35 protein-coding genes and 3 pseudogenes are annotated in these 25613 nt (G+C 39.1%); 10 read left to right on the forward strand and 28 right to left on the reverse strand.

Going from position 1 to position 25613, the window contains the following annotated elements:
• Positions 1-8: 8 nt before the first annotated feature.
• From A2G56_RS05380 to A2G56_RS05405, 7 genes are all read right to left on the reverse strand, one after another.
• Positions 9-233, reverse strand: coding sequence for a hypothetical protein (locus A2G56_RS05380; RefSeq protein WP_062710093.1), 225 nt, complete (start codon positions 231-233; stop codon positions 9-11).
• Positions 223-462 carry a hypothetical protein gene (locus A2G56_RS05385; protein WP_062710096.1) on the reverse strand — a complete coding sequence of 80 codons (240 nt, stop codon included), beginning with the start codon at positions 460-462 and terminating at the stop codon, positions 223-225. Before A2G56_RS05385 ends, A2G56_RS05380 begins: the two co-directional genes overlap by 11 nt.
• A 1-nt stretch (position 463) precedes the next feature.
• Entirely contained in the window at positions 464-658 is a 195-nt protein-coding gene (locus A2G56_RS10760) for a hypothetical protein (RefSeq protein WP_062710099.1), read from the reverse strand.
• Entirely contained in the window at positions 642-833 is a 192-nt protein-coding gene (locus A2G56_RS05395; RefSeq protein ID WP_062710102.1) for a hypothetical protein, read from the reverse strand. Before A2G56_RS05395 ends, A2G56_RS10760 begins: the two co-directional genes overlap by 17 nt.
• A gap of 45 nt (positions 834-878) precedes the next feature.
• Entirely contained in the window at positions 879-1055 is a 177-nt protein-coding gene (locus A2G56_RS10650) for a hypothetical protein (protein ID WP_157761196.1), read from the reverse strand.
• Positions 1056-1298: 243 nt separating this feature from the next.
• Positions 1299-1706, reverse strand: coding sequence for a hypothetical protein (locus tag A2G56_RS05400; RefSeq protein WP_062710105.1), 408 nt, complete (start codon positions 1704-1706; stop codon positions 1299-1301).
• Positions 1707-1891: 185 nt separating this feature from the next.
• Positions 1892-2056, reverse strand: coding sequence for a DUF6290 family protein (locus A2G56_RS05405; RefSeq protein WP_062710108.1), 165 nt, complete (start codon positions 2054-2056; stop codon positions 1892-1894).
• Positions 2057-2209: 153 nt separating this feature from the next.
• On the opposite strand from A2G56_RS05405, the gene A2G56_RS10765 reads away from it, so the two are divergent.
• Positions 2210-2374, forward strand: a complete 165-nt coding sequence (locus A2G56_RS10765; RefSeq protein WP_172793786.1) for a hypothetical protein — start codon at positions 2210-2212, stop codon at positions 2372-2374.
• Positions 2375-2388: 14 nt separating this feature from the next.
• Positions 2389-2964: a GNAT family N-acetyltransferase gene (locus A2G56_RS05410; RefSeq protein WP_237334392.1), complete on the forward strand. Its 576-nt coding sequence runs from the start codon at positions 2389-2391 to the stop codon at positions 2962-2964.
• A 235-nt stretch (positions 2965-3199) separates the two neighbouring features.
• Here the strand turns inward: A2G56_RS05410 and A2G56_RS05415 are convergent, their stop codons facing one another.
• Entirely contained in the window at positions 3200-3457 is a 258-nt protein-coding gene (locus tag A2G56_RS05415; protein ID WP_062710114.1) for a hypothetical protein, read from the reverse strand.
• A gap of 41 nt (positions 3458-3498) precedes the next feature.
• Entirely contained in the window at positions 3499-3687 is a 189-nt protein-coding gene (locus A2G56_RS05420; RefSeq protein WP_062710116.1) for a DNA-binding protein, read from the reverse strand.
• Positions 3688-3827: 140 nt separating this feature from the next.
• On the opposite strand from A2G56_RS05420, the gene A2G56_RS05425 reads away from it, so the two are divergent.
• The gene (locus A2G56_RS05425; RefSeq protein ID WP_062710119.1) at positions 3828-4448 is read left to right on the forward strand and encodes a helix-turn-helix domain-containing protein; all 621 of its coding nucleotides are present in this window, start codon (positions 3828-3830) and stop codon (positions 4446-4448) included.
• Positions 4449-4585: 137 nt separating this feature from the next.
• A complete protein-coding gene (locus A2G56_RS05430; protein WP_062710122.1) occupies positions 4586-5602 on the forward strand; it encodes a virulence RhuM family protein in 1017 nt (338 codons plus the stop codon).
• A gap of 512 nt (positions 5603-6114) precedes the next feature.
• Here the strand turns inward: A2G56_RS05430 and relB are convergent.
• The 3 genes and pseudogenes from relB to A2G56_RS05435 all read right to left on the reverse strand — a co-directional run.
• Positions 6115-6306, reverse strand: a pseudogene (relB, locus tag A2G56_RS10945) (type II toxin-antitoxin system RelB family antitoxin); the annotation flags it as partial.
• A 194-nt stretch (positions 6307-6500) separates the two neighbouring features.
• Positions 6501-6656: a hypothetical protein gene (locus tag A2G56_RS10655; RefSeq protein ID WP_157761197.1), complete on the reverse strand. Its 156-nt coding sequence runs from the start codon at positions 6654-6656 to the stop codon at positions 6501-6503.
• The gene (locus A2G56_RS05435) at positions 6653-6805 is read right to left on the reverse strand and encodes a hypothetical protein (protein WP_157761198.1); all 153 of its coding nucleotides are present in this window, start codon (positions 6803-6805) and stop codon (positions 6653-6655) included. Before A2G56_RS05435 ends, A2G56_RS10655 begins: the two co-directional genes overlap by 4 nt.
• Before the next feature lie 231 nt (positions 6806-7036).
• On the opposite strand from A2G56_RS05435, the gene A2G56_RS05440 reads away from it, so the two are divergent.
• From A2G56_RS05440 to A2G56_RS05450, 3 genes are all read left to right on the forward strand, one after another.
• On the forward strand, positions 7037-8200 hold the full coding sequence (locus A2G56_RS05440; RefSeq protein ID WP_062710128.1) for a tyrosine-type recombinase/integrase: 1164 nt from the start codon (positions 7037-7039) through the stop codon (positions 8198-8200).
• Positions 8201-8393: 193 nt separating this feature from the next.
• Complete coding sequence (locus tag A2G56_RS05445) at positions 8394-8810, forward strand: HIT family protein (RefSeq protein WP_062710131.1); 417 nt, start codon at positions 8394-8396, stop codon at positions 8808-8810.
• A complete protein-coding gene (locus A2G56_RS05450; RefSeq protein WP_062710135.1) occupies positions 8811-9113 on the forward strand; it encodes a hypothetical protein in 303 nt (100 codons plus the stop codon).
• A gap of 69 nt (positions 9114-9182) precedes the next feature.
• On the opposite strand, the pseudogene A2G56_RS10950 reads toward A2G56_RS05450, so the two are convergent.
• Positions 9183-9461 (reverse strand): annotated as a pseudogene (locus tag A2G56_RS10950) (group II intron reverse transcriptase/maturase); the annotation flags it as partial.
• A 17-nt stretch (positions 9462-9478) separates the two neighbouring features.
• Between A2G56_RS10950 and A2G56_RS10225 the strand changes: the two are divergent.
• Positions 9479-9826, forward strand: a pseudogene (locus A2G56_RS10225) (transposase); the annotation flags it as partial.
• Between the two features lie 20 nt (positions 9827-9846).
• On the opposite strand, the gene A2G56_RS05460 reads toward A2G56_RS10225, so the two are convergent.
• The gene (locus tag A2G56_RS05460; protein WP_062710137.1) at positions 9847-11736 is read right to left on the reverse strand and encodes a C39 family peptidase; all 1890 of its coding nucleotides are present in this window, start codon (positions 11734-11736) and stop codon (positions 9847-9849) included.
• Between the two features lie 84 nt (positions 11737-11820).
• Positions 11821-12357: a tRNA (uridine(34)/cytosine(34)/5-carboxymethylaminomethyluridine(34)-2'-O)-methyltransferase TrmL gene (gene trmL, locus A2G56_RS05465; protein WP_099091471.1), complete on the reverse strand. Its 537-nt coding sequence runs from the start codon at positions 12355-12357 to the stop codon at positions 11821-11823.
• A 266-nt stretch (positions 12358-12623) separates the two neighbouring features.
• Between trmL and trkA the strand changes: the two genes are divergently transcribed.
• Together trkA and A2G56_RS05475 are read left to right on the forward strand one after the other, a co-directional pair.
• Complete coding sequence (gene trkA / locus A2G56_RS05470) at positions 12624-13988, forward strand: Trk system potassium transporter TrkA (RefSeq protein WP_062710141.1); 1365 nt, start codon at positions 12624-12626, stop codon at positions 13986-13988.
• Entirely contained in the window at positions 13981-15423 is a 1443-nt protein-coding gene (locus tag A2G56_RS05475; RefSeq protein WP_062710144.1) for a TrkH family potassium uptake protein, read from the forward strand. The genes trkA and A2G56_RS05475 overlap by 8 nt, the downstream gene beginning before the upstream one ends.
• A 17-nt stretch (positions 15424-15440) precedes the next feature.
• Here the strand turns inward: A2G56_RS05475 and yidD are convergent, their stop codons facing one another.
• The 13 genes from yidD to A2G56_RS05540 all read right to left on the reverse strand — a co-directional run bounded on the left by yidD (position 15441) and on the right by A2G56_RS05540 (position 25489).
• A complete protein-coding gene (yidD, locus tag A2G56_RS05480; protein ID WP_062710147.1) occupies positions 15441-15692 on the reverse strand; it encodes a membrane protein insertion efficiency factor YidD in 252 nt (83 codons plus the stop codon).
• Complete coding sequence (locus A2G56_RS05485) at positions 15689-16414, reverse strand: pseudouridine synthase (RefSeq protein WP_062712480.1); 726 nt, start codon at positions 16412-16414, stop codon at positions 15689-15691. The genes yidD and A2G56_RS05485 overlap by 4 nt, the downstream gene beginning before the upstream one ends.
• Before the next feature lie 12 nt (positions 16415-16426).
• Entirely contained in the window at positions 16427-16990 is a 564-nt protein-coding gene (gene scpB / locus A2G56_RS05490) for an SMC-Scp complex subunit ScpB (RefSeq protein WP_062710150.1), read from the reverse strand.
• A complete protein-coding gene (locus A2G56_RS05495; protein WP_062710153.1) occupies positions 16987-17694 on the reverse strand; it encodes a segregation/condensation protein A in 708 nt (235 codons plus the stop codon). The genes scpB and A2G56_RS05495 overlap by 4 nt, the downstream gene beginning before the upstream one ends.
• Entirely contained in the window at positions 17694-18437 is a 744-nt protein-coding gene (gene xerD / locus A2G56_RS05500; protein WP_062710156.1) for a site-specific tyrosine recombinase XerD, read from the reverse strand. The genes A2G56_RS05495 and xerD overlap by 1 nt, the downstream gene beginning before the upstream one ends.
• A complete protein-coding gene (cbpB, locus tag A2G56_RS05505; RefSeq protein ID WP_062710158.1) occupies positions 18427-18903 on the reverse strand; it encodes a cyclic-di-AMP-binding protein CbpB in 477 nt (158 codons plus the stop codon). The genes xerD and cbpB overlap by 11 nt, the downstream gene beginning before the upstream one ends.
• Positions 18900-19421 (reverse strand): metallophosphoesterase, encoded by a 522-nt coding sequence (locus A2G56_RS05510; RefSeq protein WP_062710161.1) that lies wholly within the window; start codon positions 19419-19421, stop codon positions 18900-18902. Before A2G56_RS05510 ends, cbpB begins: the two co-directional genes overlap by 4 nt.
• Positions 19403-20410, reverse strand: a complete 1008-nt coding sequence (locus A2G56_RS05515; protein ID WP_062710164.1) for a nucleoside-triphosphate diphosphatase — start codon at positions 20408-20410, stop codon at positions 19403-19405. Before A2G56_RS05515 ends, A2G56_RS05510 begins: the two co-directional genes overlap by 19 nt.
• Complete coding sequence (gene racE / locus A2G56_RS05520) at positions 20403-21215, reverse strand: glutamate racemase (protein ID WP_062710167.1); 813 nt, start codon at positions 21213-21215, stop codon at positions 20403-20405. The genes A2G56_RS05515 and racE overlap by 8 nt, the downstream gene beginning before the upstream one ends.
• 53 nt (positions 21216-21268) lie before the next feature.
• Entirely contained in the window at positions 21269-21511 is a 243-nt protein-coding gene (locus A2G56_RS05525; protein WP_062710171.1) for a YneF family protein, read from the reverse strand.
• Positions 21512-22117: 606 nt separating this feature from the next.
• On the reverse strand, positions 22118-23359 hold the full coding sequence (locus A2G56_RS05530) for a diaminopimelate decarboxylase (RefSeq protein ID WP_062710174.1): 1242 nt from the start codon (positions 23357-23359) through the stop codon (positions 22118-22120).
• 211 nt (positions 23360-23570) lie between these two features.
• Positions 23571-24557 carry a tagatose-bisphosphate aldolase gene (gene lacD / locus A2G56_RS05535; protein ID WP_062712483.1) on the reverse strand — a complete coding sequence of 329 codons (987 nt, stop codon included), beginning with the start codon at positions 24555-24557 and terminating at the stop codon, positions 23571-23573.
• Positions 24558-24559: 2 nt separating this feature from the next.
• Entirely contained in the window at positions 24560-25489 is a 930-nt protein-coding gene (locus A2G56_RS05540) for a tagatose-6-phosphate kinase (protein ID WP_062710177.1), read from the reverse strand.
• Positions 25490-25613 lie beyond the last annotated feature (124 nt).

The raw sequence follows: 25613 nt of genomic DNA on the forward strand, positions 1-25613 counted from the left end.
CTCACTTTTCAAATCCACTTTCTTAAATCGTTGACGTGTTTTGTTAAACTATTGATAGCGCCTTGTTGTGTTTCGATAATATCAATCAACACCCCTATCGTCTTGTCCGTCCTTATAAGGTGTTCCACCATCATACTTTCAAGCGTGCCATCATTGATATAGTCTTCTAGCTGTTTAACTTGTTCATTTAATGCTCGTTGGTGTTGTGTTAAATCAATAATATTATCTGTCATTAATATCCCCCAAAAAATGTTCTTTACTGCTAATCATAATCTGACCCCGTTCCCACATGTCAGTAAAATCGCATAGGATTTCAAATAACCTATCATAATCGCCTTGATAGTCTTCTGGATTGATAACGCCATCGTTTGCCAATGCGTCAGCTAGGTCAAAAGCTTCATATAGCCAATTACCGAAGTTCTCCGCTCTTGCTTCCGAAAGATTGAATGGTTTATTGTTCATCTTAGTCTCTCCCTTGCATTTGGATAACAGCACCATATCTTGATAGGTACGTTAGATCAGAATCGTTTTTATGCTCTGTATCGTCTGCTTTAGGCTCTATTTTGCTTGGTGTTTTGACGAGCTGATAGAATACCCATGCGAGAACGAGAAACAGAATAACGTAACCTGTGGGGCTTAAATTAAGTTCTTGGATCATTGGTTCTCCTCTCCTCTAATCTATCTACTAATTGTTCTAGCATCATATTCACGATAGTTAATGTTGCATAGGTACTGTTTCGGTCGTCTACACTCAACGCCAAAGCTGAAATCGCGGAAAGATTGGATAGCGCTACCTTCAATTCATCATAATTGATTATTTCTTTGTCAGTCATGAATTTCTCCTAACATTAACCCATAAAAATCATTTGTCATTTTTTTTACCCTCTCGCTTTGTAATTTTCTATATATGCTATTTGTTCTTCTGATGTCATAGCTAGATAACTTTCAATTTCCTCTTTAGACAATCTGCCCTCGAAATAGTCCGTTATCATTGCAATATCTGTACCGTCTGCGCCGTAAGAACGCAATAAATCAGTTGTTAATTCTTGTGCCATTTTTTTACCTATCTTATTGTTTGATTTTAATTATTTTTTACACCGCTAGAGCAATAGCTCCCTAAGTTGGCAGTCGGTGTGTTAGGACTTGCGCCCTCTCGTCTGGTCAAAACCACTTAAAATGTGGTATAATTAAGATAATAAGTATTACTAAGCCCCATACTTGCCTGTATCTGGTTTTGTAATTTTTTTCAGTTAAAAGACTTGCTTGAATTGCCGTTCGTAAGTCTTTTTTTGTTGTCTTTATCCATAAATTTCATTGAATTCTTTGAAATATCTATCAGGGATAGCAGTCATTGCCTCTTGCTGAAGTTGCATGGCTTTCAGTTTATTGGTATCACTCGCCGTCTCTTTTGCCATGATTTCACGAGCAACAACGACCTGAACATAATATTCTTCAAGTTTAAGCTTGCGCCCCTCGGTGATCTCAGCTTCTTCTTCCTCTTTGATTTTAAGAAATTCAAAATTTGTGATCTCGCCTTTCTCTAACGAGTAGGCAATATTCTTACGAGTTTTCCATGTTCCCAATCGGTGCTTGATTTTATCATCAGCCCAATCTGGAAGCCGTTCTCTTAGTAAATCCATTGTAACCACGCCATTATCATCGTAAACCTGATAAAGTAGTTCTTGGGTAAAGGGTGTTTGTGTCATTTTATCCTCCTATTTTCGGGTACAATAAAAACCCTTATCTAAGCGACAAGAGCGCAAAAATACCCTTGTCAGGTTGACTGAAAAGGGTACACATGATAATATATTTGTGTACCTGTTTTCAGGTCGGAGACTCTGTAACGTTATCGCTTTGGTCGGTTGAGAACGTTTCAGAGTCGTTTTTTTTATTATAGGTTATCAACAGCTTTTCTAATAACCTCTGAGGTCGTAAGATTATTTTTCTGAGAATAGTCTTTTATTTTTTGACTTTGTTCATCATTGAACCTTATCGTCACACGAAGATTTTTAGGATCATTTGTTGGTCTACCTATTTTTCGTTGATTGTCAGCCATAGTCCCTCCTTTCGTCTGACATAATTATTATAACTCTTTTGTCAGACATAAGTCAACCCATAAATCAAACTTTTTATTTTTTTACGTATTTTTATCATTTTGGGTAAAAATATGTTATCATTTACTAAAACACAACTGTAGGAGGTTTTCAAAATGGCTACTAAAACATTTACCCGTGACTTTTCATTTACAGCCGAATCAGCGGACAGCTTACTGAAAGCACTCCGTAAAGATGTAACGCCTAAAACTGTGGATGTTTCTCATATCAAAGAGATACGTGATCCAGATGAAATTAAAGCCTTTTTTGGTGTTAAATAATGGAAATCAAGGTTATGTCACTTACAGAATTGTTGGACAACTTAGAATTAACTATTGTCCAAAATCTTCTAGAAACTTTCAAAGGTTTCACCACCCCTACTTCCACACCTCACGATGTGGAAGTCTTTTTACATTCTAAAGCAATCACTTTTGAAAAATCGGGTGTAGCTTCTACTTATTTGCTTTTCAATCAAGAAACAAAAGAATTAGTTGGCTTCTTCTCACTTGCCAATAAGCCACTTATCTTTTCAAAGAAAGACTTCCAAGCACTTAGTAAGAGTAAACAGAAAGCGTTCAATAAACACGGTAGACGTTTAGAAAGTGGCGGTCACCAAGTGAATAGTTATCTCATCGGACAGCTTGGTAAGAATTTTGGAGTTGATTCTCCTGTATCAGGAGTTGAGTTATTAACTTTTGCTTGTCAAAAAATTCAAGAAGCTGCACGGATTATAAACACACGTTACATCTGGATAGAATGTGACAACAACCCCAAACTCTTACAGTTTTATCAAGGTTTCGGTTTCACCCTCATCGAACCGTTCAATTCAGAAAGTGGATTAAAAGTTCTAGTGCTAAAAATCAAGAAATGATAGTCATGCGACTGTTTTTTCTTTCAAGGTACCCTATTCAGTTTTCAAAGGTCAAAATATGTTATAATGAATATATACAACAACTAAAACCATTCAATGGCTTTTTCTTAATTTCCGTTTTAGTTGTTTTCTCCATGAGGCTTAATAGTTTGGTCGCTAGCAAAGCCTTTCGTCTTTTACACGCCATTTATTGGTGTGTTTTTTGTTACAGCCTGTAACTCCTTTTAGCAAAAGATTATCTCGCTTGCATGTCTTTCAAGAATTCTTCAAGTTCAGATCTCCCGCTAATACCTTTAATAACGTTATTATCATTCGGCGTATCCCAACCAGGCAATCCTTCTTTTAGAAGAGCTAGATCTAAATAGCGACCGCCCTCATTATTGGTTGCACTAACTTTATATCCGTTTGAAAAATGGTATATATGATGGTTAGGTTTTACAATTTCAATAGTTGCTCCCTCGATTGGGATTATTGGTACTTTATAATTTGTCATCTTATCCTCCTGTTTTTAGTACATAAAAGCGTACTCTCTTTCTATAAATCCTCAACAAGCCAGCTCATAACCGACTGATAAATTCGCTTTGGTGCGTCATAGTCGCCAGCTTCGATTTTAGCGAGGGTCTTTCTTGATACACTTAGGCAATCAGAAAGAGCTGTTTTAGTCATATCACGTTTAGCACGTTTGATCTTGACTTTTTGGGCAATATCCTTTGTGATTAGCATTTATTCACCTTCTTTCCGTTCTCTATTTGAGAACAATTTCATTATATGTTATCAAATGGAATACGTCAAGCTTTTTTGTTCTCAAAAACGATATTTTTTAAAAAAATATGCTAACCTATTGATATGAAGGGGTTTTTAAAATGTTAAGACTTAAAGAATTACGTGAAGATAAAGGGATCGCTATAAGAAAACTTAGTGAAAAACTTGAAGATGAATATAACTTAGTCGTTAGTCCTAGCCAGCTATCTTTCTACGAAAATGAAAAAAGACGCCCTCGTGATGAAAGCATCTGGAATGATATTGCTGATTATTTCGGTGTCTCTGTTCCCTACCTATTGGGGTATGACGATGGCACTGTTGGGGGAGTTCTTGAGTTAGCAGCTCTTGTTCAAAGTGGTAAGTTATCTATAGACTCCATAGATGACAAGGATATTAAAAAGGCTGTCAGTAGCCATATCTCAACGTTTCGTAAAGCTTCCTCAATTGTTGAAAACTTAAAAAGTGAATCCGACGAACTGGCGGAACACGCACGAAACAATGATATATCTGACGAAATAAAATCAGCATCGAACAATGAAAACTTGGCTAATTATTATCATGACTTAAAGAAAATCATGTTCCAAATCAGCGTTAAAGAGAATTTTTCAAACGCAGAATTAAGCGAACTGCAAAAACTCAAATCTGAGCTCCTTACTTTGATAGATTTCTTGTACGAGCAAAGACTTATGCTTGATAAAATAGATACGAACAAAAACAAATGATCCATAAATCCGTAACTGTTCGCATGATTAATGGCAAGATAACACGCCTGAAGTAGAATATATTTCTGGTTTTGATCATCAGTATCATGTTGAATGACACGGATTTTTATTTAGTCAAAAATCTTAGAAAGGAAATCATGAACGAACTCCAATTTCTAATCTATACAGCAGACAATGAAAAAGAATCAGCTAGCGTGATTATCCGTGGTGAAACTATCTGGGCTAGTCAGAAAGAGATGGCTAGGCTATTTGATGTCGGCGTTCCTGCTATCAGTAAACACTTGAAAAACATCTTTGACGAGGGCGAACTAGACAAAAAAATGGTTATTTCCAAAATGGAAACAACCACTCAACATGGTGCTATTGCTGGTAAAACACAGACTCAAGAAGTTAGTTATTACAATCTAGACGCTATTATCTCGGTAGGCTATCGTGTTAACTCTCGTAAGGCTACTCGATTCAGACAATGGGCGACTTCTGTACTGCGTGAGTACATGATCAAGGGCTTTGCCATGGATGATGAACGTTTGAAGCAAGGTGAAAATCTCCTAGAAAAAGATTATTTCCGTGAATTGCTTGAACGTGTCCGTTCTATCCGTGCTAGCGAGCGCCGTATCTGGTTACAAATCACTGATATTTTCGCTGAAATCTCTATCGATTATGACCCACAAAACACCTTGACTAAGCAATTCTATGCTGATATTCAGAACAAGTTTCATTATGCAATCACTGGGCAAACAGCAGCCGAGATCATCTATTCTAAAGCGGATCATACAAAAGAAAACATGGGGCTAACCACTTGGAAAAACTCGCCAAACGGTCGTATACTCCAAGCAGATACACAAATAGCCAAGAATTACCTTACAGAAAAAGAAATCCGCTCCTTAGAAAGAAGCATTTCTAGCTATTTTGACTATTTGGAAAGGCAAATAGAACAACGAAAAGCCCAAACTATGCGAGATCTCGCTAAAAGCATTGACCGCTTTCTAACTTTCCAAGAATACGATATTTTAGAGGGTCATGGTACAATTTCATCAAAAACTGCTAAAGACAAAGCTAAATTAGAGTACCAAGAGTTTAACAAGAATCAAAAAATTAACTCAGACTTTGAAAAATCTTTAAAACAGTTAACTGACAGCATATCAGAAACTTAGCATTTTTTTCATGCCTTTTCTAAGCGATAGTTATAGACAAATATACATCACGTTCTCTGAAAAGCTCTTAGAATCGCTGTCTCAGCATACAAAAAAGCTAACACTGTAATGGTGCTAGCTCTTTTTGTGCCATGATATATTTTTTGACAGACGTATGTCTTAAACTCTTAAAAATAAAAAAAGCACGGCCTGGATATTCCACCAGACGGGGCTGACGATTAGAATTGCAAGATCTAACTTCCTATTGTGCTTATTAGGCTTACCGCAAGGAAACAGTTCTTAAGCTCTGCCAAGCCATGCAACGTGCTTACAGTTACATGCCCATAACCAATGGGTTAATTAGAAAGGGGGAGATGAATGGTTACTTCACCGTCTTTCTAACCTTATTTTTTCATATGCTTATGGGAGAGTCAAGAAAAAAATATTTTTTGACCTAAAATCTTTTACAAAACAACTTTTCTACTACCCCTTTAAAACGCTCCTAGAATCGTTCTCTCAACACACAAAAAAAGCTAGCAACACGCTTTAAACAAGTAATACTTTTCCAGCTCCTTGATAACGTCATCAATAGAGTGAGTTACTGGATTTTTATTAAATCTATTCAATGCTTTGATACCAATTTCATAATCTAATTGATCTTCAATCTGTTCCGCTAAAGCATTTCTAAAAAGCTCAGATAATGTTTTACCTGTATGAACAGCATAGAAAAACTTATACTATATTACGATTTCAAAATTAAACATAGTGATATTTGATTATATTTAGCTTTAATTTCCAATACAATAATACTATTCTGTTGTTTTGATTGTATAAAATCCCTAAAAAAGATATAGTATAAGTAACGATAGGAATGTCTCATTAACATACAAAAACCCCTAGCACTGCAATGCTGGGGTTTTTAATTATTATTTAAATTATAAATATCATCATAGGGTGTAACACCTAGTTTTTCAATCAAATAGTTATTGATTTCAGGGACAGAACAATTGAATTTTCTAGCAGTAGATTCTATATCTTCAAACCATAATTTATAATCAATTAATTCAACCGTCATTCTTTCCCCTTACGATAAAGTGGATTTTCTTTAGCTCTCTTTACACGGTTAATCGCCGATTGTGAAACACCCGCCTCTGAGTCAAACACTTCCTTAAATCTAGCAATGTTTTTTATATCAATTTCAATTTTTTTAGTCAATACAGCCATAGTTATCAACTCCTTATCTATCCATATTATCCAATATTGCATATCATTATTCAATCCTAACCCTTGGAAAGTTATCATTTTCTAACCCTCTCAAACGCCATATAAGCCCCATACGTGCGTTTTAAGCCGTACCTATCTATTTACATTCTGGGTTTCTTTTGCTATCCTATACGTGATAATATCCTAATTCTAAGCCCATACTTGCCTGTTGATGTTAGAAAAGGAATTATCATGACAATTAAAGAATACAAAAAACACAATGGCGAGATTGTTTATCGTGCTAAAGTTTATCTTGGTGTTGATGATCAGACAGGTAAGAAAACCATGACGACCATCACGGGGCGAACTCGTAAAGAGGTCAAACTCAAAGCTACCCAAGCCAAAGCAGATTTTATCACCAATGGAAAAACGGCCAAGCCATCACTTAATGTCACTACTTTCGAAGAACTAACGCGACTTTGGTGGCGTTCTTATGAAAGCACGGTCAAGCCAAACACAAGACAATCTATGAAAGGCATGATAGAACTTCATATTTTGCCCCTATTTGGCTCTTATCGCTTGGATAAGCTAAACACCCCTACCGTTCAAGAACACGTCAATAACTGGGCAATACAAGCCAATAACGGCGCTGATGGCGCTTTTAGTAACTATGGTTTACTAGTCAGTACCACGAAACGGATATTACAGTACGGTGTTACCTTGCAACTGATAGATGTTAACCCTGCTCGTGATGTTGTTATCCCAAGAAAACAAGCCAAAGAGCATAAGCCAATCAAGGTCTTTACTAATCAGGAATTAAAACAATTCCTAGATTATCTAAACACTTTGGATCTATCAGAATATCGGAATTTCTTCTCCTATTGCCTATATAAGTCATTACTTGCTACTGGGTGCCGTATTAGCGAGTTATTAGCCCTTGAATGGTCTGACATTGATTTTACAAATCAAACGATCAGTATTTCAAAAACTCTTAACCGCTATAAAGGCGTTAACTCGCCGAAGTCTACCGCTAGTAACCGTGTCATTGATATAGACAAGGCTACTATCCTACTACTCCAGCAACTCAAAAACCGTCAACGGTCTATTACTAGAGAAAGAGGATATACAGAAAAAGTCGTGTTCTCTCCGCTCACTGTTCAGTATATTCGGAGTACTTCTCTTGTTTACAGACTTAAAAAGGATTTCAAGGGCGCTGGGGTGTCTGACATAGGCTTTCACGGCTTTCGCCATACTCACGCAAGTTTGATGATGAATGCTGGTCTAGGTTACAAAGAACTTCAGCACCGCCTCGGACATGCTACTCTAGCCATGACCATGGATACTTATAGCCATCTTTCCAAAGAGAACGCAAAAAAAGCCGTCTCAGTCTTTGAAACGGCCATCAATACTTTATAAATAGATCAAGGGTGTTTTGGATAAATTCACCCCATTTTTATAGAAAAGTTGGTTAAAAGGTTGGTTAAAATGATTTCACCACAAATCACATAACCTATAAACCTTGATATAATGCTTTTCCTAGCACCTTCATCCTATTTTTGATATACTAGTTTTAATTATAACAAATTCAATCGAAAAGGTGGTTTTACATATGGAAAATTGTATTTTCTGTCAAATTATTGCCGGTGACATCCCTTCTTCTAAAGTCTATGAAGACGATAAAGTCATTGCTTTTTTAGATATTACTCAAACAACAACTGGCCACACTTTACTAATCCCTAAAGAACATGTTAGAAATGTGCTCGACATGGATAATACAATCGCTCAAGATGTTTTTTCTCGCCTTCCTAAAGTGGCTCGAGCGATTCAAAAAGCTACCGGAGCGGCTGGTATGAACATTATCAACAACAACGAAAAAATTGCTGGGCAAACTGTTTTCCACGCTCATATTCACCTGGTTCCTCGTTTTAATGAAAATGATGGAATCGACATCAAATACACCACCCACGAACCTGATTTTCAAGTTTTAGGAAAATTGGCAGAACAGATTGCAAAAGAGGTCGTCTAGATGAGACTAAAAAAAGCACTAGCTGCTGGTATGGCAGCCTTTCTGGCATATAAAGCCTTTCAAAAGCGTCGAGAAATAGCCGAAACTTATAGCACTGAAAAAGATCGACTGGCTAGTATGAATAAAGATAAAGAGAATATCCAGAAACAATTAACTATCATTAAATCAGAATTAGCTAAAGTCAATAATTTAAGCGAGGATACCCAACATAAAGTTCGCGTCTTTCAAAAAGATTTAGCACCTCGACTTCAAATTATCAAAGAAAAAACCGAGCATCTACAAAATCATCTCGATACTAACTAATCCATCGAGTGGAGACTAAGCTCTAGTTCCCCTCACACTATCATGCGTGCTAGTCTAGTACACGGTGGTTCACGTAACCTTTAACGTAGACCTTTCTAGGTAGTCATATATGCAAGAAACCAGTCCACGTTCAGCGAGGACTGGTTTTGATATTGCACGCTTTTGGACTAACTTCAGTGCCACTAATTGATAGCGGTCACTCCCATCCAGATGCTCTAACTGCTATCCATGCGTAATACCTAGCTTAAGGAGCCCTCAAAGTCGCTTAGATCTCTTCTTCCATTGTTTCCAGATAATAATTCTAATTCGTGTCCTCAATCTTTCATCAATACTTGTCATGGCAGACTTTATACTACTCATTATCATTGCTGGGGGACTGCAATACACACTGGCCGAATGAGTTTCTCAAGCCATTATCAGCAGCTTATCCTCATGATTACATTTTGCTCGTCATAGATAACGCCGTGTGGCATAAATCCAGTAGATTAGATAACCCTGCCAACATTAGCTTTGAGTTCACTTCCCCTTATACACCTGAAGTGAACCCAATTGAACAAGTATGGACTGAGATTCACAAAAGAAGTTTTCAGAATAAAACGCTTAAAACACTTGATGACGTGATGAAGAAGTTCCAAGAAGTGATTCAAGGATTAGAACAATCACTTAAAAAAACCATCGTCCACAGACAATGGTTACAAAAAGTTAGTTTTTGATTTTTGTTGAATTTTAATAATTATAGACGTGATATCTTAAAGAATGGTAAACCTAGCGCGGTGTCGTCTTTATCTGTACTCCTAGTGTTAAATAGATAGGACATTGCATACCAACCAGATAGAGATTTTGTATAGGGATCAGTTACGTAGACCTTACCATTATTGTATCCTTTTAGGACTAACTCATGCGATCCTCTTGTCACAAAAACATTATTTTGAACAGCAGCCAAGACATGGTGTCCTTCTCTTAAAGCTGTTACAAGGCTAGTATAACTAGATAAATTTGTAGCTTTCACTCCCCATGCATTGGCTGCTTTCACAATACCTGGTGCACGAGTTCCAGGTACAAGGCGATCAAATTCTTTGGTATTGTAATATAACCAATCGGCCACAGTTGTCGGCATCACAGTTTTGCCTGTCAAAGCTGAAAAGACCATGCTTAATGAAGTTGGAACGCAACCAGTGTCTCCCATTGTGTAGCGTCCATAACGTTTAGACGACCAACGAGGATCTCGCTGATTAAAGTATGGCATCGGATAGACTTTTTGAAACTTTTTAGCTACAGCCATTTTCTTCTCAAAAGGCTTAACTGTTGTTCCTGGAGCAGAACCACCTTTTTTCACTAGGGTAACCTCAATGCCTTCAACACCCAAAGAAAAACCCTCTGTCCCAGCACTAGATCCGTTCTTTGCCCAATCTAACCATCCTTTATTCTGACTATGAACACGATAATAAACATCATAGTGTTGACTAATCTCACCTACTAAGGCAATTCTCACTGCCTCGATTTGGCGATTGGAGTTCTCTTGACCACTTGCTTGGCCTTCTCTAACAGCTGGCGTCCAGCCGACATTTTGAATGTGGGTTTGATAGGATAGATGGCCTAGATAATCCGAATGAAGACGAAGTTTCAAAGACTCTAGTTGTTGATTCTGACCTGTACTACCACTCAAATGACCATCAGAAACAGCGCCCTGCCAACCTTTTTTCTCAATATAGGTTTGATAACTAAGCGAAGCTGATTGAGCGTCTTTTGCTATAAAAGACCGGCTCATGGATCCTGTGAAACGAGCACCTTTAGGAAGGATTTGCATTTCAAGGGCTTCCAGACGTTTCGAGAGGCCTTCCGTTCCAGCATTAGCCCCATTCTTCGCCCAACCTAACCATCCGTAATCTTGAACATGAACACGGTAGTAAAGATCAAAATGAGCTGCCAATTCTTGCGTTAATCGAACATTAACTGCCTCAAGACGTTTGCTTTGACCAACTGTACCACTAAGTTCTCCATTTTTGACTGGTCGCTGCCAGCCTATATTTTGAATATGGCTTTGATAAACAATTCCTCCTAAGCTCGACATGTCTTTACCCAAACTGAGCTCGAGAGCTTCTAAACGTTTGCTTTGACCAACCGTACCAATCAATTGTGTTGCATTACTTGGCTTTTGCCAACCTATATTTTCTACGTGCGATCGAATATTAATATCACTATTATCGACTTTCGATAGATTTGATGCTGTTTCTGTAGCAGGTCGACTCTCTATTGTTGGAGGCGGCGCCACTTGGTCACTACTGCTCACCATTGAGGATGCCATCACTGGTGTTGGCGTTTTAGCCATCTTCAATAGGTTGGACGTTTCCGCAGGATTATCAGTCTCTGCAACCGATGATTCATCTCTCAAATCACGACCAGGTTCTTCCAATGAGGAATCAGCCGTCACAGATGTGGTTTTTATACCATTAGTTGGCTGCGGTGTGACATTCTCAGAACCACTCGTTGTTTCGCCAGCAACTACGCCGTTAACAGCTGGTGCAGCCTCCTCTGCCAAAACACCAGGGGCAACCAAAAGACTAGCTGTGGTAACACCGGCAATAACCCATTGCTTTTTAGCCTTGTACATCTTCTTTTTCATGATTTAATCTCCTAAACTAAAACATTTTTAAGTTAGTATAGCAAAAGATTTTTTAATTTTCTACCTGTTTTACAAAACTTTTCCTTATTTCAATTTATCATTTTTGTAAATGTGCACCCTTTCCAAACCTCGAAACTGTTGCTGGCGTAACGCTTCATATACAACCATGCAAACAGCATTAGAAACATTTAAACTTCTAACGTGTTCATCATTCATTGGAATCCTAAGAGCCTTCTCTACATTCTCTCGCATAAACATTTCAGGTAGACCAGTATCTTCGCGCCCAAACATAAAGTATTGATCTAGTTGTTGATCATAATCCACATCAGAATAGGTTTTATCTGCAAACTTAGAAATCAAAAAAACGGGACCGTCAACGCTTTCCATAAACGCTTCTAAAGAGTCATAATAATAAATATCCAATTTATCCCAATAATCGAGACCTGCACGTTTCATTTTTTTATCATCAATAGGAAATCCCATTGGTTTAATAATATGTAAGGGACTATTAGTCGCTGCGCAGGTTCTCGCAATATTTCCAGTATTTTGTGGGATTTGCGGCTGAAAAAGCACGATGTGATTACGACCAGTTGATTGTTTCTCATAATTGTTTTCTACCATAGCTTCATACTCCTTGATTTTGCCCATAAAAATAACCACGCTACCCGGAGTCAAGCTCAGCAGATAGCGTGGTTCGTGTTGACTCGTTACCTTAAATCATAACAGGTTTGATTTAAACCAACGAATAGCTTAATAGTAAGTATAACACTTTCATCACGAGTGTCAACTATTTTCTCTTAAATTTCTTCATAAAATTATCTTTTGGTAGGATGCATTTTTAACAAAAAAAGAGTATGATAGGGTGTAATTATTTATGGAGGAAAATCATGCAAATAATTCTAGTCGGCGGTGGTAAGGTCGGAGCTGCGCTTTGCCGATCACTCGTCGAAGAAAATCACGATGTCGTATTGATTGAACAAAAAGAAAGTGTTTTAAAACATCTCACTAAACGCTACGATATCATTGGACTTCTTGGAAACGGCGCCAACCATAAGATTTTAGAACAAGCTGATATTCAAGATTGTGATATTTTTATTGCCATGACCGATAAAGATGAAGTCAATATGATTGCAGCAGTTCTTGCTAAGCAAATGGGAGCTAAAGAAACCATCGTCCGCGTTCGTAACCCAGAATACTCTAACGCTTACTTTAAAGAACGCAATTTCTTAGGGTTTTCCTTGGTGATTAATCCTGAACTTTTGACAGCACGCTATATTGCTAATAGTATCGACTTTCCTAATGCTAAATCTGTCGAACACTTTGTCAATGGACGCGTCATGCTTATGGAATTTTCGGTATCCGATCAGAGCGTGCTCAGTCATATGTCTCTCTCAGAATTCCGCAGAAAATTTGGAAATATCGTTATCTGCGCTATTCAAAGACAAGATACTATCCTCATTCCTGATGGTAACGACACCATCCTTCCTAAAGACCGTATTTTTGTAACAGGTAGTCGTGTTGAAATGGTTCTTTTTCATAATTTTGTTAAGCACAAACTCATCAAAAATATGATGATTATTGGTGCGGGACGCATCGCCTACTACCTCCTCTCGTTACTTCGCAATAACAAAATCAATTTAAAAGTTATTGAACGAGATGAAAAACACGCACAATGGCTTAGTCAAGAGTTCCCCCATCTTAACATTGTTGTTGGTGACGGAACTGCCAAGGATGTTCTCTTAGAAGAAAGTGCTGCTAATTATGATGCTGTAGCTACCTTAACAGGTGTTGATGAAGAAAACATCATTGCCTCTCTTTTCTTGGAAAAAGTCGGTGTGCCAAAAAACATTACCAAGGTCAACCGTACTAGTCTCCTCGAAATTATCGACCATAATTTTGTATCGTCTAGTATTATTACCCCTAAAAGTATCGCTGCCGATACCGTCATGCATTTTGTCCGTGGACGTGACAATGCTCAAGATTCTAATTTGGATGCCATGCATCATGTGGCCAATGGCCGTATCGAAACGCTTCAGTTTGAAATTCGCGAGAAGAATAAAATGGCTGGACAACAGCTCTCCAATATCAAACTTAAAGATAATGTCTTGATTGCTGCTATTATCCGTAAAGGCAGAACGATTTACCCCACTGGTGAGGACATTCTTGAAGTCGGGGATAAAATCGTTATCATCACCCTACTTAAAAACATTACAAAAATCTATGATTTGATGAAGAGGTCGCGTAATGAATAGAGCAATGGTCCGTTTTTTATTATCAAAACTCCTTATCATCGAGGCAGGACTGCTACTAGTCCCTCTTTTGGTATCCTTCATCTATCAAGAGGATTGGACTATTAAACGCAGTATCATCTATACGATTGGGCTGCTACTAGTCCTCGGCGGGCTGGGCAGCTGGGTAAAACCGAAAAACCACCACATTTACACTAAAGAAGGCATGCTGATCGTCGCACTCTGCTGGGTCCTGTGGTCCTTCTTTGGTGCCCTTCCCTTCGTGTTTTCAGGTCAAATCCCAAGTCTTATTGATGCCTTTTTCGAAGTCAGCTCAGGCTTTACGACCACTGGAGCTACTATTTTACCAGATGTTGCTGTTTTATCACACTCTCTCCTTTTCTGGAGAAGTTTCGCTCATCTGATTGGAGGTATGGGGGTACTGGTTTTTGCACTTGCTATTATGAGCAATAGCAAAAATGGTCACCATGAAGTTATGAGAGCTGAAGTTCCTGGACCTGTCTTCGGAAAAGTGGTCGCAAAACTAAAAAGTACCGCTCAAATTCTATACTTCATCTACATGGGAATGTTCCTTATCTTTACTCTCATTTTATGGCTTTGCGGCATGCCATTTTTTGACAGCATCATAACAGCTATGGGAGGTGCTGGTACTGGTGGCTTTGGTGTCTATAACGATTCTATAGCTCACTATAAGAATCCACTTATCACCTATGTCATTTCTTTTGGTGTCACGCTTTTTGGTATTAATTTCAACTTGTACTATTTGATATTGATGCGAAAGTTCAGGCTTTTCTTTAAAGATACTGAATTACGCCTATATCTAGGAATCATTCTCGTAGCGACAATAATGATCAGCTTAAACGTCAGTCACCTATATACCAGCCTAGAGGAGACTATTCGATTCTCTTTCTTCCAGGTAACCAATATCATCACAACAACCGGTTTTGGGATTACTGATCTAACAGTCTGGCCATTATTTGCGCAATTTATGCTTCTCTTATTGATGTTTTTAGGCGGATCTGCTGGCTCCACAGCTGGTGGTTTTAAAGTTATCAGGGCACTTATCATTTCTAAAGTTGTCAAAAACGAAGTTTTAAAGACACTTTATCCTCGTCGCGTAATGTCTCTTCATATTGGGGAAAATGTTATCGATAAGGAAACACAGCATAGTGTTCTAAAATACTTAGCCATCTATGTCATCATGTTTCTTGGGCTGGTCTTTTGTTTAAGTATCGACCATCAAAAAGATTTTATGGTAGTCATTAGCGCAGCTGCGTCTACCTTTAATAATATCGGGCCGATGTTGGGAACGGCTGAAACTTTTGACATCTTCAGTCCCTTCTCAAAACTGCTCATGAGTTTTGCCATGATTGCCGGTCGTCTGGAAATCTATCCTATGCTCTTACTTTTCTTAAGACGCACCTGGTCCAAGTATTAATACAATGAAAAAACGGTTCACTTTTGTGAATCGTTTTTGGTATGTCTTTTGAGTGAGAAATGGTCAGGAACAGGATCAAATCCCGTTTTTGACCAAGGATGGCAACGCAGAATTCGGGCTATTCCCATTAGCATTCCCTTAAAGCCATGTTTATCAATGGCTTCAATCATATACTGAGAGCAGGTTGGCCGAAAACGGCAGGTTCCTTGAGATATGGGAGACAGGTATTTTTGATAAAAGCGAACGATTGCTATTAATCCTTTTCTCATTTGGTTTTGTTAACCGCCAAATTATGAAGCTGGCTAACCTCTTTCTTGTTAAGTCGACGGGATTCCCCTGGACGAAGCCCAGTCAAATCAAGGGTACCAAACTGAGTGCGTGATAATTTATCAACGAGTAAACCAACAGCTTCAAACATCTTCTTAACCTGGTGATGACGTCCTTCATGGATAACCAATTCAACAATTGAACGATTTTTATCTGCTTCAACTTTGATGATATTGTAACGAGCAGGCTTCGTTTTCTTGCCATCAATAACAACACCACGCGTCAGCGGTCGAAGATTTTCTTTAGTTGCAAGACCCTTCACACGCGCCACGTAGACTTTGTCAATCTCATTACGAGGGTGAATCATTTTATCAGTAAAATCACCATCATTCGTCAACAGGAGAAGCCCAGAAGTATCCCAATCCAAGCGACCAACAGGGTAAATCCGTTCCTTAACTTGTGGCAGTAAATCCACTACCGTTTGACGCCCTTTTTCGTCCGACACACTGGAAATCACTCCACGGGGTTTATTTAACAGATAATAAACTTTTTCTTCGTTATAAATAGGGCTACCTTCAACTTCAACAACATCACCTGACTTGACGGTTGTCGCCAACTCAGTCACTTTCTCTCCGTTAATGGTCACCAGACCCTTTTTAATCAATTCTTCTGCCTTACGACGACTTGCCACACCTGCGTGGGCAATGTATTTGTTAATTCTCATCATCTTGTTTCCTTATTCTTCTAGAGAGGGAACTTCCGCAAATAATGCGACCTCTTCTTCCTTGATGTCAATAGCTGAAACATCAACCAACTCGTCTAAGCTATTGATGCCCATGTAATCTAAAAAATAATCCGTAGTCGCGTAAAGATTGGGACGACCAAGAACTTCCTTCTTTCCAATTTCCTGAACCAATCCGAATGCTTGCAGCTTACTAATAGCTCCACTTGAATTGACCCCACGAATCCCATCCACTTCAATCCGGGTAATAGGTTGCTTATAAGCAATAATAGACAAGGTTTCAAGGCTTGCGCGAGACAGACTTTGATTGATTGGAGTATGTGCATATGACTTCAACAGTTCTGCATGGTCATCTTTGGTTACTAATTTATAGGTATTGGCAGATTCTAAAATGGTCAGAGCAGAATCCTTATCTTGTTGATACTTCTCTACTAATTTGTCCATAGACTGTTGTAAGCCTGAGGGTGGTAGTTCTAATAATTCTGCCAATTGACGGATTGATAACCCTTCTTCTCCAGCCACGAAGAGAAGCGCTTCAATTTGCGATAAGGTTGTCATGTCGCCTCCCTTCTTAAGGTAACATCTGAAAAATTCTGCACTTGCTCAACCCTTAGCGTTTGACGTTTGACCAATTCTAAAATAGCCAAAAAGATGGTAATCATCTGCTCTTTGCTTTCCACTTTTTGAAACAATGCTTGCATTGATTTAGGTTGACCAGGCTCAAGCTGATCCTCAACAAATACCATCATATCCTCAATACGGTAATCATCTGCTGCAATGGTCGTATGCTCTTGGTTAAAAGCGACCTGTCTTTGAGCCATGATTTTTGAAAAAGCTAAATAGAGATCTAAGGTCGTCTTATCCTCTTTTAAGGTCACATCCTCTGAAACAATTTCTGTCTTTGGCTTTGAAAATAACTTGGCACGCTCTTGATGCTGTTGATCCAGTTCCTGTGAAATAGCTTTGAAACGTTTGTACTCTTCGATTTGCGAAAGGAGTTCCATCTCAAGATCTTCTTCAAATGGTACTTCTTCCACAAGTTTTGGTAAGAGTTTACGGCTTTTAATCAGCATGAGCTGACTAGCCATTACCATATATTCTCCAGCAACTTCCAACTTCATCACTTGAAGAGTTGCCAGATAGGCTAAATATTGTTCGATGACCTCAACCAAGGGCACATCATAGATATCCACCTCATACTTTGACACCAAGTGCAAAAGTAAATCAAGGGGACCTTCAAAATCTTTTAATTTGATATCCATTATTTGAAATATTTCTCGAGAGTTTGACTGGATTTTAGTCCCAACTGTTTAGCAATCTCTGTCGCTGATTTTCCTAAAACGATCTGACTAAGAATATACTGCTGTCTCAATTTTTGAGCAGTCAAGTGACTCAGATTGAGACTGTCTAAATAGGCCTTGAGTTGTAAGAAAAACCACTGACGAGAATAAGCTTTCCCTTTATTATCAAAGAGATATGAATCCTCAGACACTTGTGGTAGTTGTTGCAAGATAGTCTTTGGCAGGTGAAGAATCCTGACTTGATCATCTTTCTTAACCTTCAAAACCTTAAACTCAACATCAAGCCTATCGCCTTTTATCTCTGCCATTTCTTTCAGAGTCAAGCCCATGAGTGCTAGAAATGAAGCAATTAAACGACCTTGCCACCATTTACTGTCTTCAGTTAAAAAGTCCAAATCAACCTTTTTGAAAGAGCCCTTTGGTGCAGGCAGACCTGCTTTTACCTTTTTTAAACGGTAGTCATAGTCTACATGGCCTTCTTCGTAGAGATAGTGTAAAAATTGATTGACCGATGATTGTTTGCGCTTTTGGACACTGACTTTTAAGGATTTTAAAAATTCTTGGTAATAAAGAAGACTGGTGTCACTAATATGTCCTTCTACTAAATCCATAAACTGCTCTAAGTCATAGGAGTAGGATTTTTGAGAGGCGGCTGAGATGTTTTTCTCAGCTAAAAAGGACGTAATCGTCTCTTTAGTTATCATGTTTTTCTTTTGGTGTGATGTCATAATCCTCAGTAAAATCATGTAGCAAGGCATTGACAGCCTTTAGTATCGATTTCCGCGTGATAATCCCCATAAAATGCTTATCGCTGTCCAAAACTGGCAAGAAAGGATTATCCACGAGTTTGTGCATAATTTCTGTCAGTGGGGCATCTGCCAAGATCGTTTCCACCTTATCATTAACGGCCACAGCGACATCAGTTTGGGAAAGCTCCCAAGCGGCTAAATTATTGTCAGCCTGATAGCTCATAATATCAGAAATCGAGACTGTTCCACAATAGATTTTCTCTTTTGAGATAACTGGGATACGAGAATAACCGTTACTCGTGATTAAGAGCAGCACATGATCCATATTATGGGTATCCACCACGATAGCAAGGTCTTTCGAAGGAATTAAATAGTGCTCAGTGTAATTTAATAAAAAATCTTCAAATTCTTTGGCAATCATCTGCTAAATTCCTGTGATAAACTTGGGTAAACTTGGTGATTGAGGTCTAAGAAGTCAACTATTATTGAAGTATCAGTGACCTTGATCAAGGCGTAGAGTTTTTCATTGATGTCACCTCGGGGTTGTAAGACAGAGCCTGGGTTAACAAAAACAATTCCTTCCTCCTGCCAAGCTGCCGCACGATGTAAATGACCATACAAGCAAATATCAGCTTGTGCTTCTTGGGCAAAATAGACCAAACGATCCCACATAAAATTGATGTGGTAAAGATGTCCATGTGTCTGAGCAACAGTCAATCCTGGTAAGGTGACAATATTGTCATCTTGATAGTCTGAATCATAATCACAATTTCCTCGAACCACATGGATTCCTTGCCATACAGGATCATTTGCAGATAATTCAGAATCCCCATTGTGGAAAATGGCGTCAACCTTTCCCTGATAATGAGCCTTTATCTTTTCAACTACAGCTTTGTCAGTGTGAGAGTCACTCATGACGATTAGTGTTTGTTCTGCCATGCTGGAAATGCCTCCATTAGTTTTTTCATTGCTAATCCTCGGTGAGAAATGTCATTCTTTTGTTCTGGACTGAGCTGAGCAGCTGTTTGCCCTGTTTCACCAACCAGAAAAAGTGGATCATAGCCAAAGCCACCTTCGCCTTTTGCTTCATAAGCAATATAACCTGGCCAATCAGCTGCGACAACCAGACTTTCTTTATTGGGTGCTGCCACAACTAGAGTCGAATGAAATTGGGCGCTACGATCTTTTTGTTCAAAAACCATAGCTAATTCATGCAAGAGTTTAGCATTGTTTTTGGCATCTGTTGGATTTGGTGCTGAAAAGCGTGCCGACCAGACACCGGGTAAGCCACCTAGGGCATCGACTTTCAAGCCTGAATCATCAGCTAAAACCATACGACCTGTTAATTTAGAAATGGTCTCTGCCTTGAGTCGAGCATTTTCTTCAAAAGTCATTCCTGTTTCTTCAACTTCTGGTAAATCAGGATAGTCGGCTAGACTTTCCACTTCAATTCCAAGCGAAGCAAACATTTTACGGAATTCCTTGACCTTGCCTTCATTGTGTGTGGCAATGAGCAGTTTATCACCGAAAGTCGACTGGTTTTTACCGAAGAAATCAGAAGCACTAACACCACCTTGTGGGAGATGGACAGCCAGCAGTCTATCATCTTCTAGAAGCAGAATAGCCCCTTGATGTTGGCGTGTTTCTAAGCGTCGTCCAAACTGCTGGTTGACCATATCAAAGACAAAATTAATCAACTTCATTTCAGAAGTCCACTTAACCACAGTCACACGGTAACCCCGAGGATGGCGCCATTCTTCCTCAGACAAAACATCTATTTCTAGTAAGCCATCTAAAAGACGATTTAAGTTAAATAACGAATCATCTATTCCATGCTCATCTCCAAGATAGCTCAACGAGTTATGCCCTGACATATCTCCAATAAACCAGTCATTCTCATCTTTATACTCATAAATCTTGTCAGCCATTCAAAGTCTCCTCTAAACTCACGTGCTCAACAGTAATGGTGGTGCCCAACCAATTTTCGGCAATATCTTGAAAGCTAGTGACGCCAGCTGTGGTGTAGAAACGGTCGCTTTTTTCTTGCGCTTCACGGTTACGGTTGATTTCAAAATAATTAAGTAAAACCGAAATATCGCGCACCGTCTCGGCACCACTATCGATCAACTTAACCTCAGGTCCCATAACGTTTTGGATAATAGGACGAAGCAAGGGATAATGAGTACAGCCCAAAATCAAGGTATCAACTTTTCCAACCAAAGGAGCCAAGGTCTCATAAACAACTTTTTTGGCCACACTCGAGGTCGTTTCATTGGATTCGACCAAGGGCACGAACCTAGGACAAGCCAAAGACGTCACCTCAACCTGAGGATCTAACAGTTGTACTTTGGTTTTATAGATGTCAGATTGAACTGTCATTTGGGTGGCAATCACACCAATCTTCTTTTCCTTGGTTGCCTTAATCGCTGCACCTGACCCTGGTAAAATCACTCCCAATACAGGAATGTCAAGGGATTTTTTGATTTCTTCCCAGGCTACTGCTGTCGCTGTATTGCAAGCAAATACAATCATTTTAACATTTTTGGTCAAGAGAAAATTAACCAGTTGCCATGTGTATTCTCGGATTTGGTCAGCTGGTCGTGGTCCATAGGGAGCTCTAGCTGAATCACCGATGTAAACAATTTCTTCATGAGGGAGTTGTCGCATTAATTCCCTAACAACCGTCAAGCCACCGACTCCTGAATCTAAAAAACCAATCGGACGATTATCCATAGTCTCTTCTTTCTAAAAAGGGTTGAGAACTCTGCTCCCAACCCCTCTTAATCTTATTTTTTCTTTTTAGCAGCGGCTGCTTTTGATTGTTTAACGATATTGCGGTAAGTTTGTTGAACTTTCGCTTCGTTTGGTTTTTGACCCATCTGGCTCATCATTTCACGAATAGCATCTGGTGTCAAACGTGGGTATTGACCGATTTCTTTTTCGATTTGTTTACGGGCAATGAAAATACCACCAAATACACCTGCCATTGCTGCTAATACAACGATTAAAATCCATAATGCTGTTGACATGTTTTTTGAGTTCTCCTAGTCTTATTTACCGTCCTATTATAGCAGAAAAGTCACAGCTTTACAAATTTGAAAATACCTAAAATAAGCCATGGGAACTGCCACAAATAAAACTAGCAACACATTAGCTACTCTGATGTTTTATCCAAAAATAGCGTTTAGCCCATATCCCAAAAATCAGTACTAAGCTGACTAAGCTGGAGTAAACAAGTATCATATCCATTATTAAGACTTTGATGAATGGTGCCCAAAACATAATAAACCTTTTGAAAATGAAGGACTGACATGGCTAACAGTTCCACGTGCCTACCTAGAGCGCTACATAGCCCCGACATTGTCAGATTTCTTTCAAAGCTAACGTCTCAAAGCGCTCAAAGTTGTCTTCTCTATCTGAGTAAGTACAGGCTCTATGTAACACCTCACATTTTCTTAAATACTATGCTAATTCTGCTGCAACTTTCAGTGTTCTTGCTTAAGATGATGAGCAAAGAACTACTGCTAATACCAGCAAGAACAGTATTTCCGCTGTTGAGAGTTGTCCTAATCCGAATAGCAAATCTCTCTTAACATGAGAAGGGCTGGATCTTAATCCAACCCCTTCACACACTATTAGTCAAAGTCAAATCCTATAATAGTCGCAAAATAATCCTCTGGTGTCTCTGCACGACGGATAAGGCGGGCGCTACCATCTGTTTGATAGAGAATTTCAGCCGAACGAAGACGGGCATTATACTGATACCCCATTGAAAATCCGTGTGCGCCTGTGTCATGAATGACCAAAGTATCTCCTACACGCGCCTCAGGCAACTCACGCCGTTTAGCAAACTTATCGTTATTCTCACAGAGTGAACCAACTACATCTACTACCTCTACAGCACCAGCAGGATTACTGATATTCGTAATGTGATGATAAGAACCATACATTGCTGGGCGCAAAAGATTGACAGCCGATGCATCCACACCTACGTAATCACGATAAGTTTTCTTGCGGTGTAACACTTTTGTGACCAAGAGGCCATGAGGAGCCAGCATAAAGCGACCTAGTTCTGTAAAAATCTTAATCTCCCCAAGTCCAGCTGGGATAAGCACTTCTTCGTAAACCTTGCGAACACCGTCTCCAATAGCTGCAATATCATTAGCTTTGTCTTCAGGACGATAGTCAACCCCGATACCACCGGACAAGTTGATAAAGCTAAGTTCAACGCCTGCTTCTTCTCGAATGTCCACAGCTAGAGTAAAGAGTTGACGAGCCAACTCTGGATAGTAATCATTGGTAACCGTATTAGAAGCCAAGAAAGAATGAATCCCAAACTCCTTGACACCTTCCGTTTTTAAATCCTTAAAACCTTGGATGAGTTGCTCACGCGTCATCCCGAACTTAGATTCTTCAGGATTATCCATGATAGCTGTCCCCAGAGCGAAAACGCCACCTGGATTATAGCGAAGTGACACTGTTTCTGGTAGACCAATTGTTTCTTTAACGAAAGCAATCATTTCATAGGCATCGAGGTTGATAGTTGCTCCAATTTCTTTAGCATACTGATACTCCGAAGCGGGTGTGTTATTAGATGAGAACATGATATCTTTGAACCCCAACTTATGGCTCATTAAAAGTTCCACACCTGTCGCACAATCCACACCGCAGTTTTCTTCTTGTAAAATCTTTAGGATAGCTGGGGTTGGCGTCGCCTTCACCGCAAAATATTCTTTGAACCCCTTGTTCCACGAAAAGGCCTTATTTAAGGCACGCGCTTTCTCACGAATTCCCTTCTCATCATAAAGATGGAAAGGTGTAGGGAATTGTTCAGTAATCTTATCCAACTCTTGACGAGAAATAAAAGGTGTCTTCATAAGAATCTCCAAATCTTCAAAATATTAGGATTATTATAGCATAAAAGAGCCTGAGACAAAATAATTCTCAGTCATAAACTAAAAGGACTTAGTCCTGTCCAGTACAGAACTAAATCCTTGCAATAATTCATTGTCCAACTTTTTGGGGTCAGTACAAATCAATGGCTTTTCTAGTGGTCACACTCTGCTTTTTACATCTCTCCTTATATCGCTAATTAATTTTATCTTCCCAAGATGTTGCCGTGTTCTCCAGAACCTTGTTGAGGTCATCGATGTTCTTTAAACCTTCTGTACGAAGCCATTCGCGAGCGGCATCTGGACCATCTGTGATATAAACCGGTACCGCACCTGCCCATGTGGCACGACCACATAGCACACCGTTAAATTTAGCCCCTGATTCCGCTGCAAACTCGAGGGTTTCTTGAAAGAGTTTGGCTGACACACCCGCACTTAAATAGATATATGGTAAATGGCTCGCCTCTTCTTGGTTACGGAAAGCTTGAGCTGCCTCCTCTTTGGTGTAAAGAACCTCTCCTTTAGCAAATCCTTCCACAAAATTCATATTAACAGGCACTTCCACTTTCAACACATCTACGCCAAAGCGGTCTTCTGAAAAAACAGCCATCGCACCATTAACTTTATGAGGTTTGACTTGAGCAAACGCCATACTGCTATTATCAGAAATAGTCTCATCATAGGTTAAGATTTCAAGGTAGAAAGGAATGTCTTCTGCTTGACATTCTGAACCAATACGTTCAATATAGGCTTGCTTCTGCTCATTAACAGCTTCGTCACCATCGACATCATAGTAAAGCAAAAACTTCACGGCGTCAGCGCCAGCTTCCTTGATGCGTTTGGCTGACCAGACATCAAGACAGTCTGGTAAACGACTAGTCGTTGTCGCATCGTAGCCTGTTTTTTCATAGGCAAGGAGTAAACCTGCCTCTTTATGACGGACTTTTGTCGCCGGAAGCCCGTATTCAGGATCAAGTAGGATGGAAGAAGCATATGGTGTCAATTCTTCTGAAACCAGACTTTTCAGTTCTTCTATTTGTTCAACCGTTGGCTCCTCGGCTTGATGTTTGGCCATCATGCGTTTTAAAGCGCCACGTTGATCAAAAGCAAGGGCTGAGATGATGCCATTCTTGCTTAATCGTTTCATTGATTTGTGTTTATTTTCAGTAAGTGTAAGTGTCATCATTAAACCTCTCTGACTATTAGTCGGTCATATAATTCATTATAATTGCTCATATTGACATGTCCTGTCGTCTTTTCTTGTGCATTGAGCATTCCCAAAACATTTGCCTTAGTTAGTAAAGCCTCATCATCTTCGTCATTTGCTAATCCTGAAGCTATTCCTGCGACAGTAGAATCTCCTGAACCGACTGGATTGACCACTTCTATTTTGGGGATATCAACCTTGTAAAAAGTAGAACCATGTTTAGCAAAAACACCGTCGGCACCTAATGAAACAATAATCCATTCGATACCATCGAATAATGGTTGTTTGAGTACTGCTTTCAGTTCCTCTAGATTGAGACCAACATCCTGTCCTAAAAGCTGTGCTAATTCTTCTGTATTTGGCTTAATAACAGTAGGCTTGTCATCTCCCTCCAATACTGCTTTTAAAGCATTTCCAGAACAATCTAAAACTGTCTTTTTGCCAAACGTATTACTGATTCTAATCAGACGTTGATAAAAGTCTACAGGCATTCCCCCCGGTAGACTTCCTGACATCGTAATGACATCAACATCACCGAGAATATACTTAAAATGATTGGCAAAACCATCTACTTCATCTTGATCTAGAAATGGACCGTGTTCTAAAATCTCTGTTTGCTTTCCCTCATGTAAGATAGCAATACAGTTCCTTGTATCTCCAGAAATCTTATAAAAACGATTTCGGATGCTTTCTGGAAGGTGATGTAATAAGAACTCACCGTTCTCACCACCGATACAGCCTGTTGCTGTTACCGATTCCTTTAAATCATTTAAAACACGTGCAACATTAAGTCCTTTCCCACCAGGTGTTTTACTAACATCTGATACACGATTAACGGTATCAAGTTTAAACTCTTCCAAGGGATAAGAAATATCTATCGAAGGATTTAAGGTCACTGTTAAAATCATGAAATTGGTTCCTTTCACTCCAAAGAGAAACTGATCAAGGTTCAAAATTCAAGGAAATCTAATTCCTGATTCATCTCTCTCATCCTAATTATTTATTCTTAAAGCATCCACTCCCTCATGATGA

This window comes from Streptococcus halotolerans (assembly GCF_001598035.1).
In the GTDB taxonomy this organism is placed as follows: domain Bacteria; phylum Bacillota; class Bacilli; order Lactobacillales; family Streptococcaceae; genus Streptococcus; species Streptococcus halotolerans.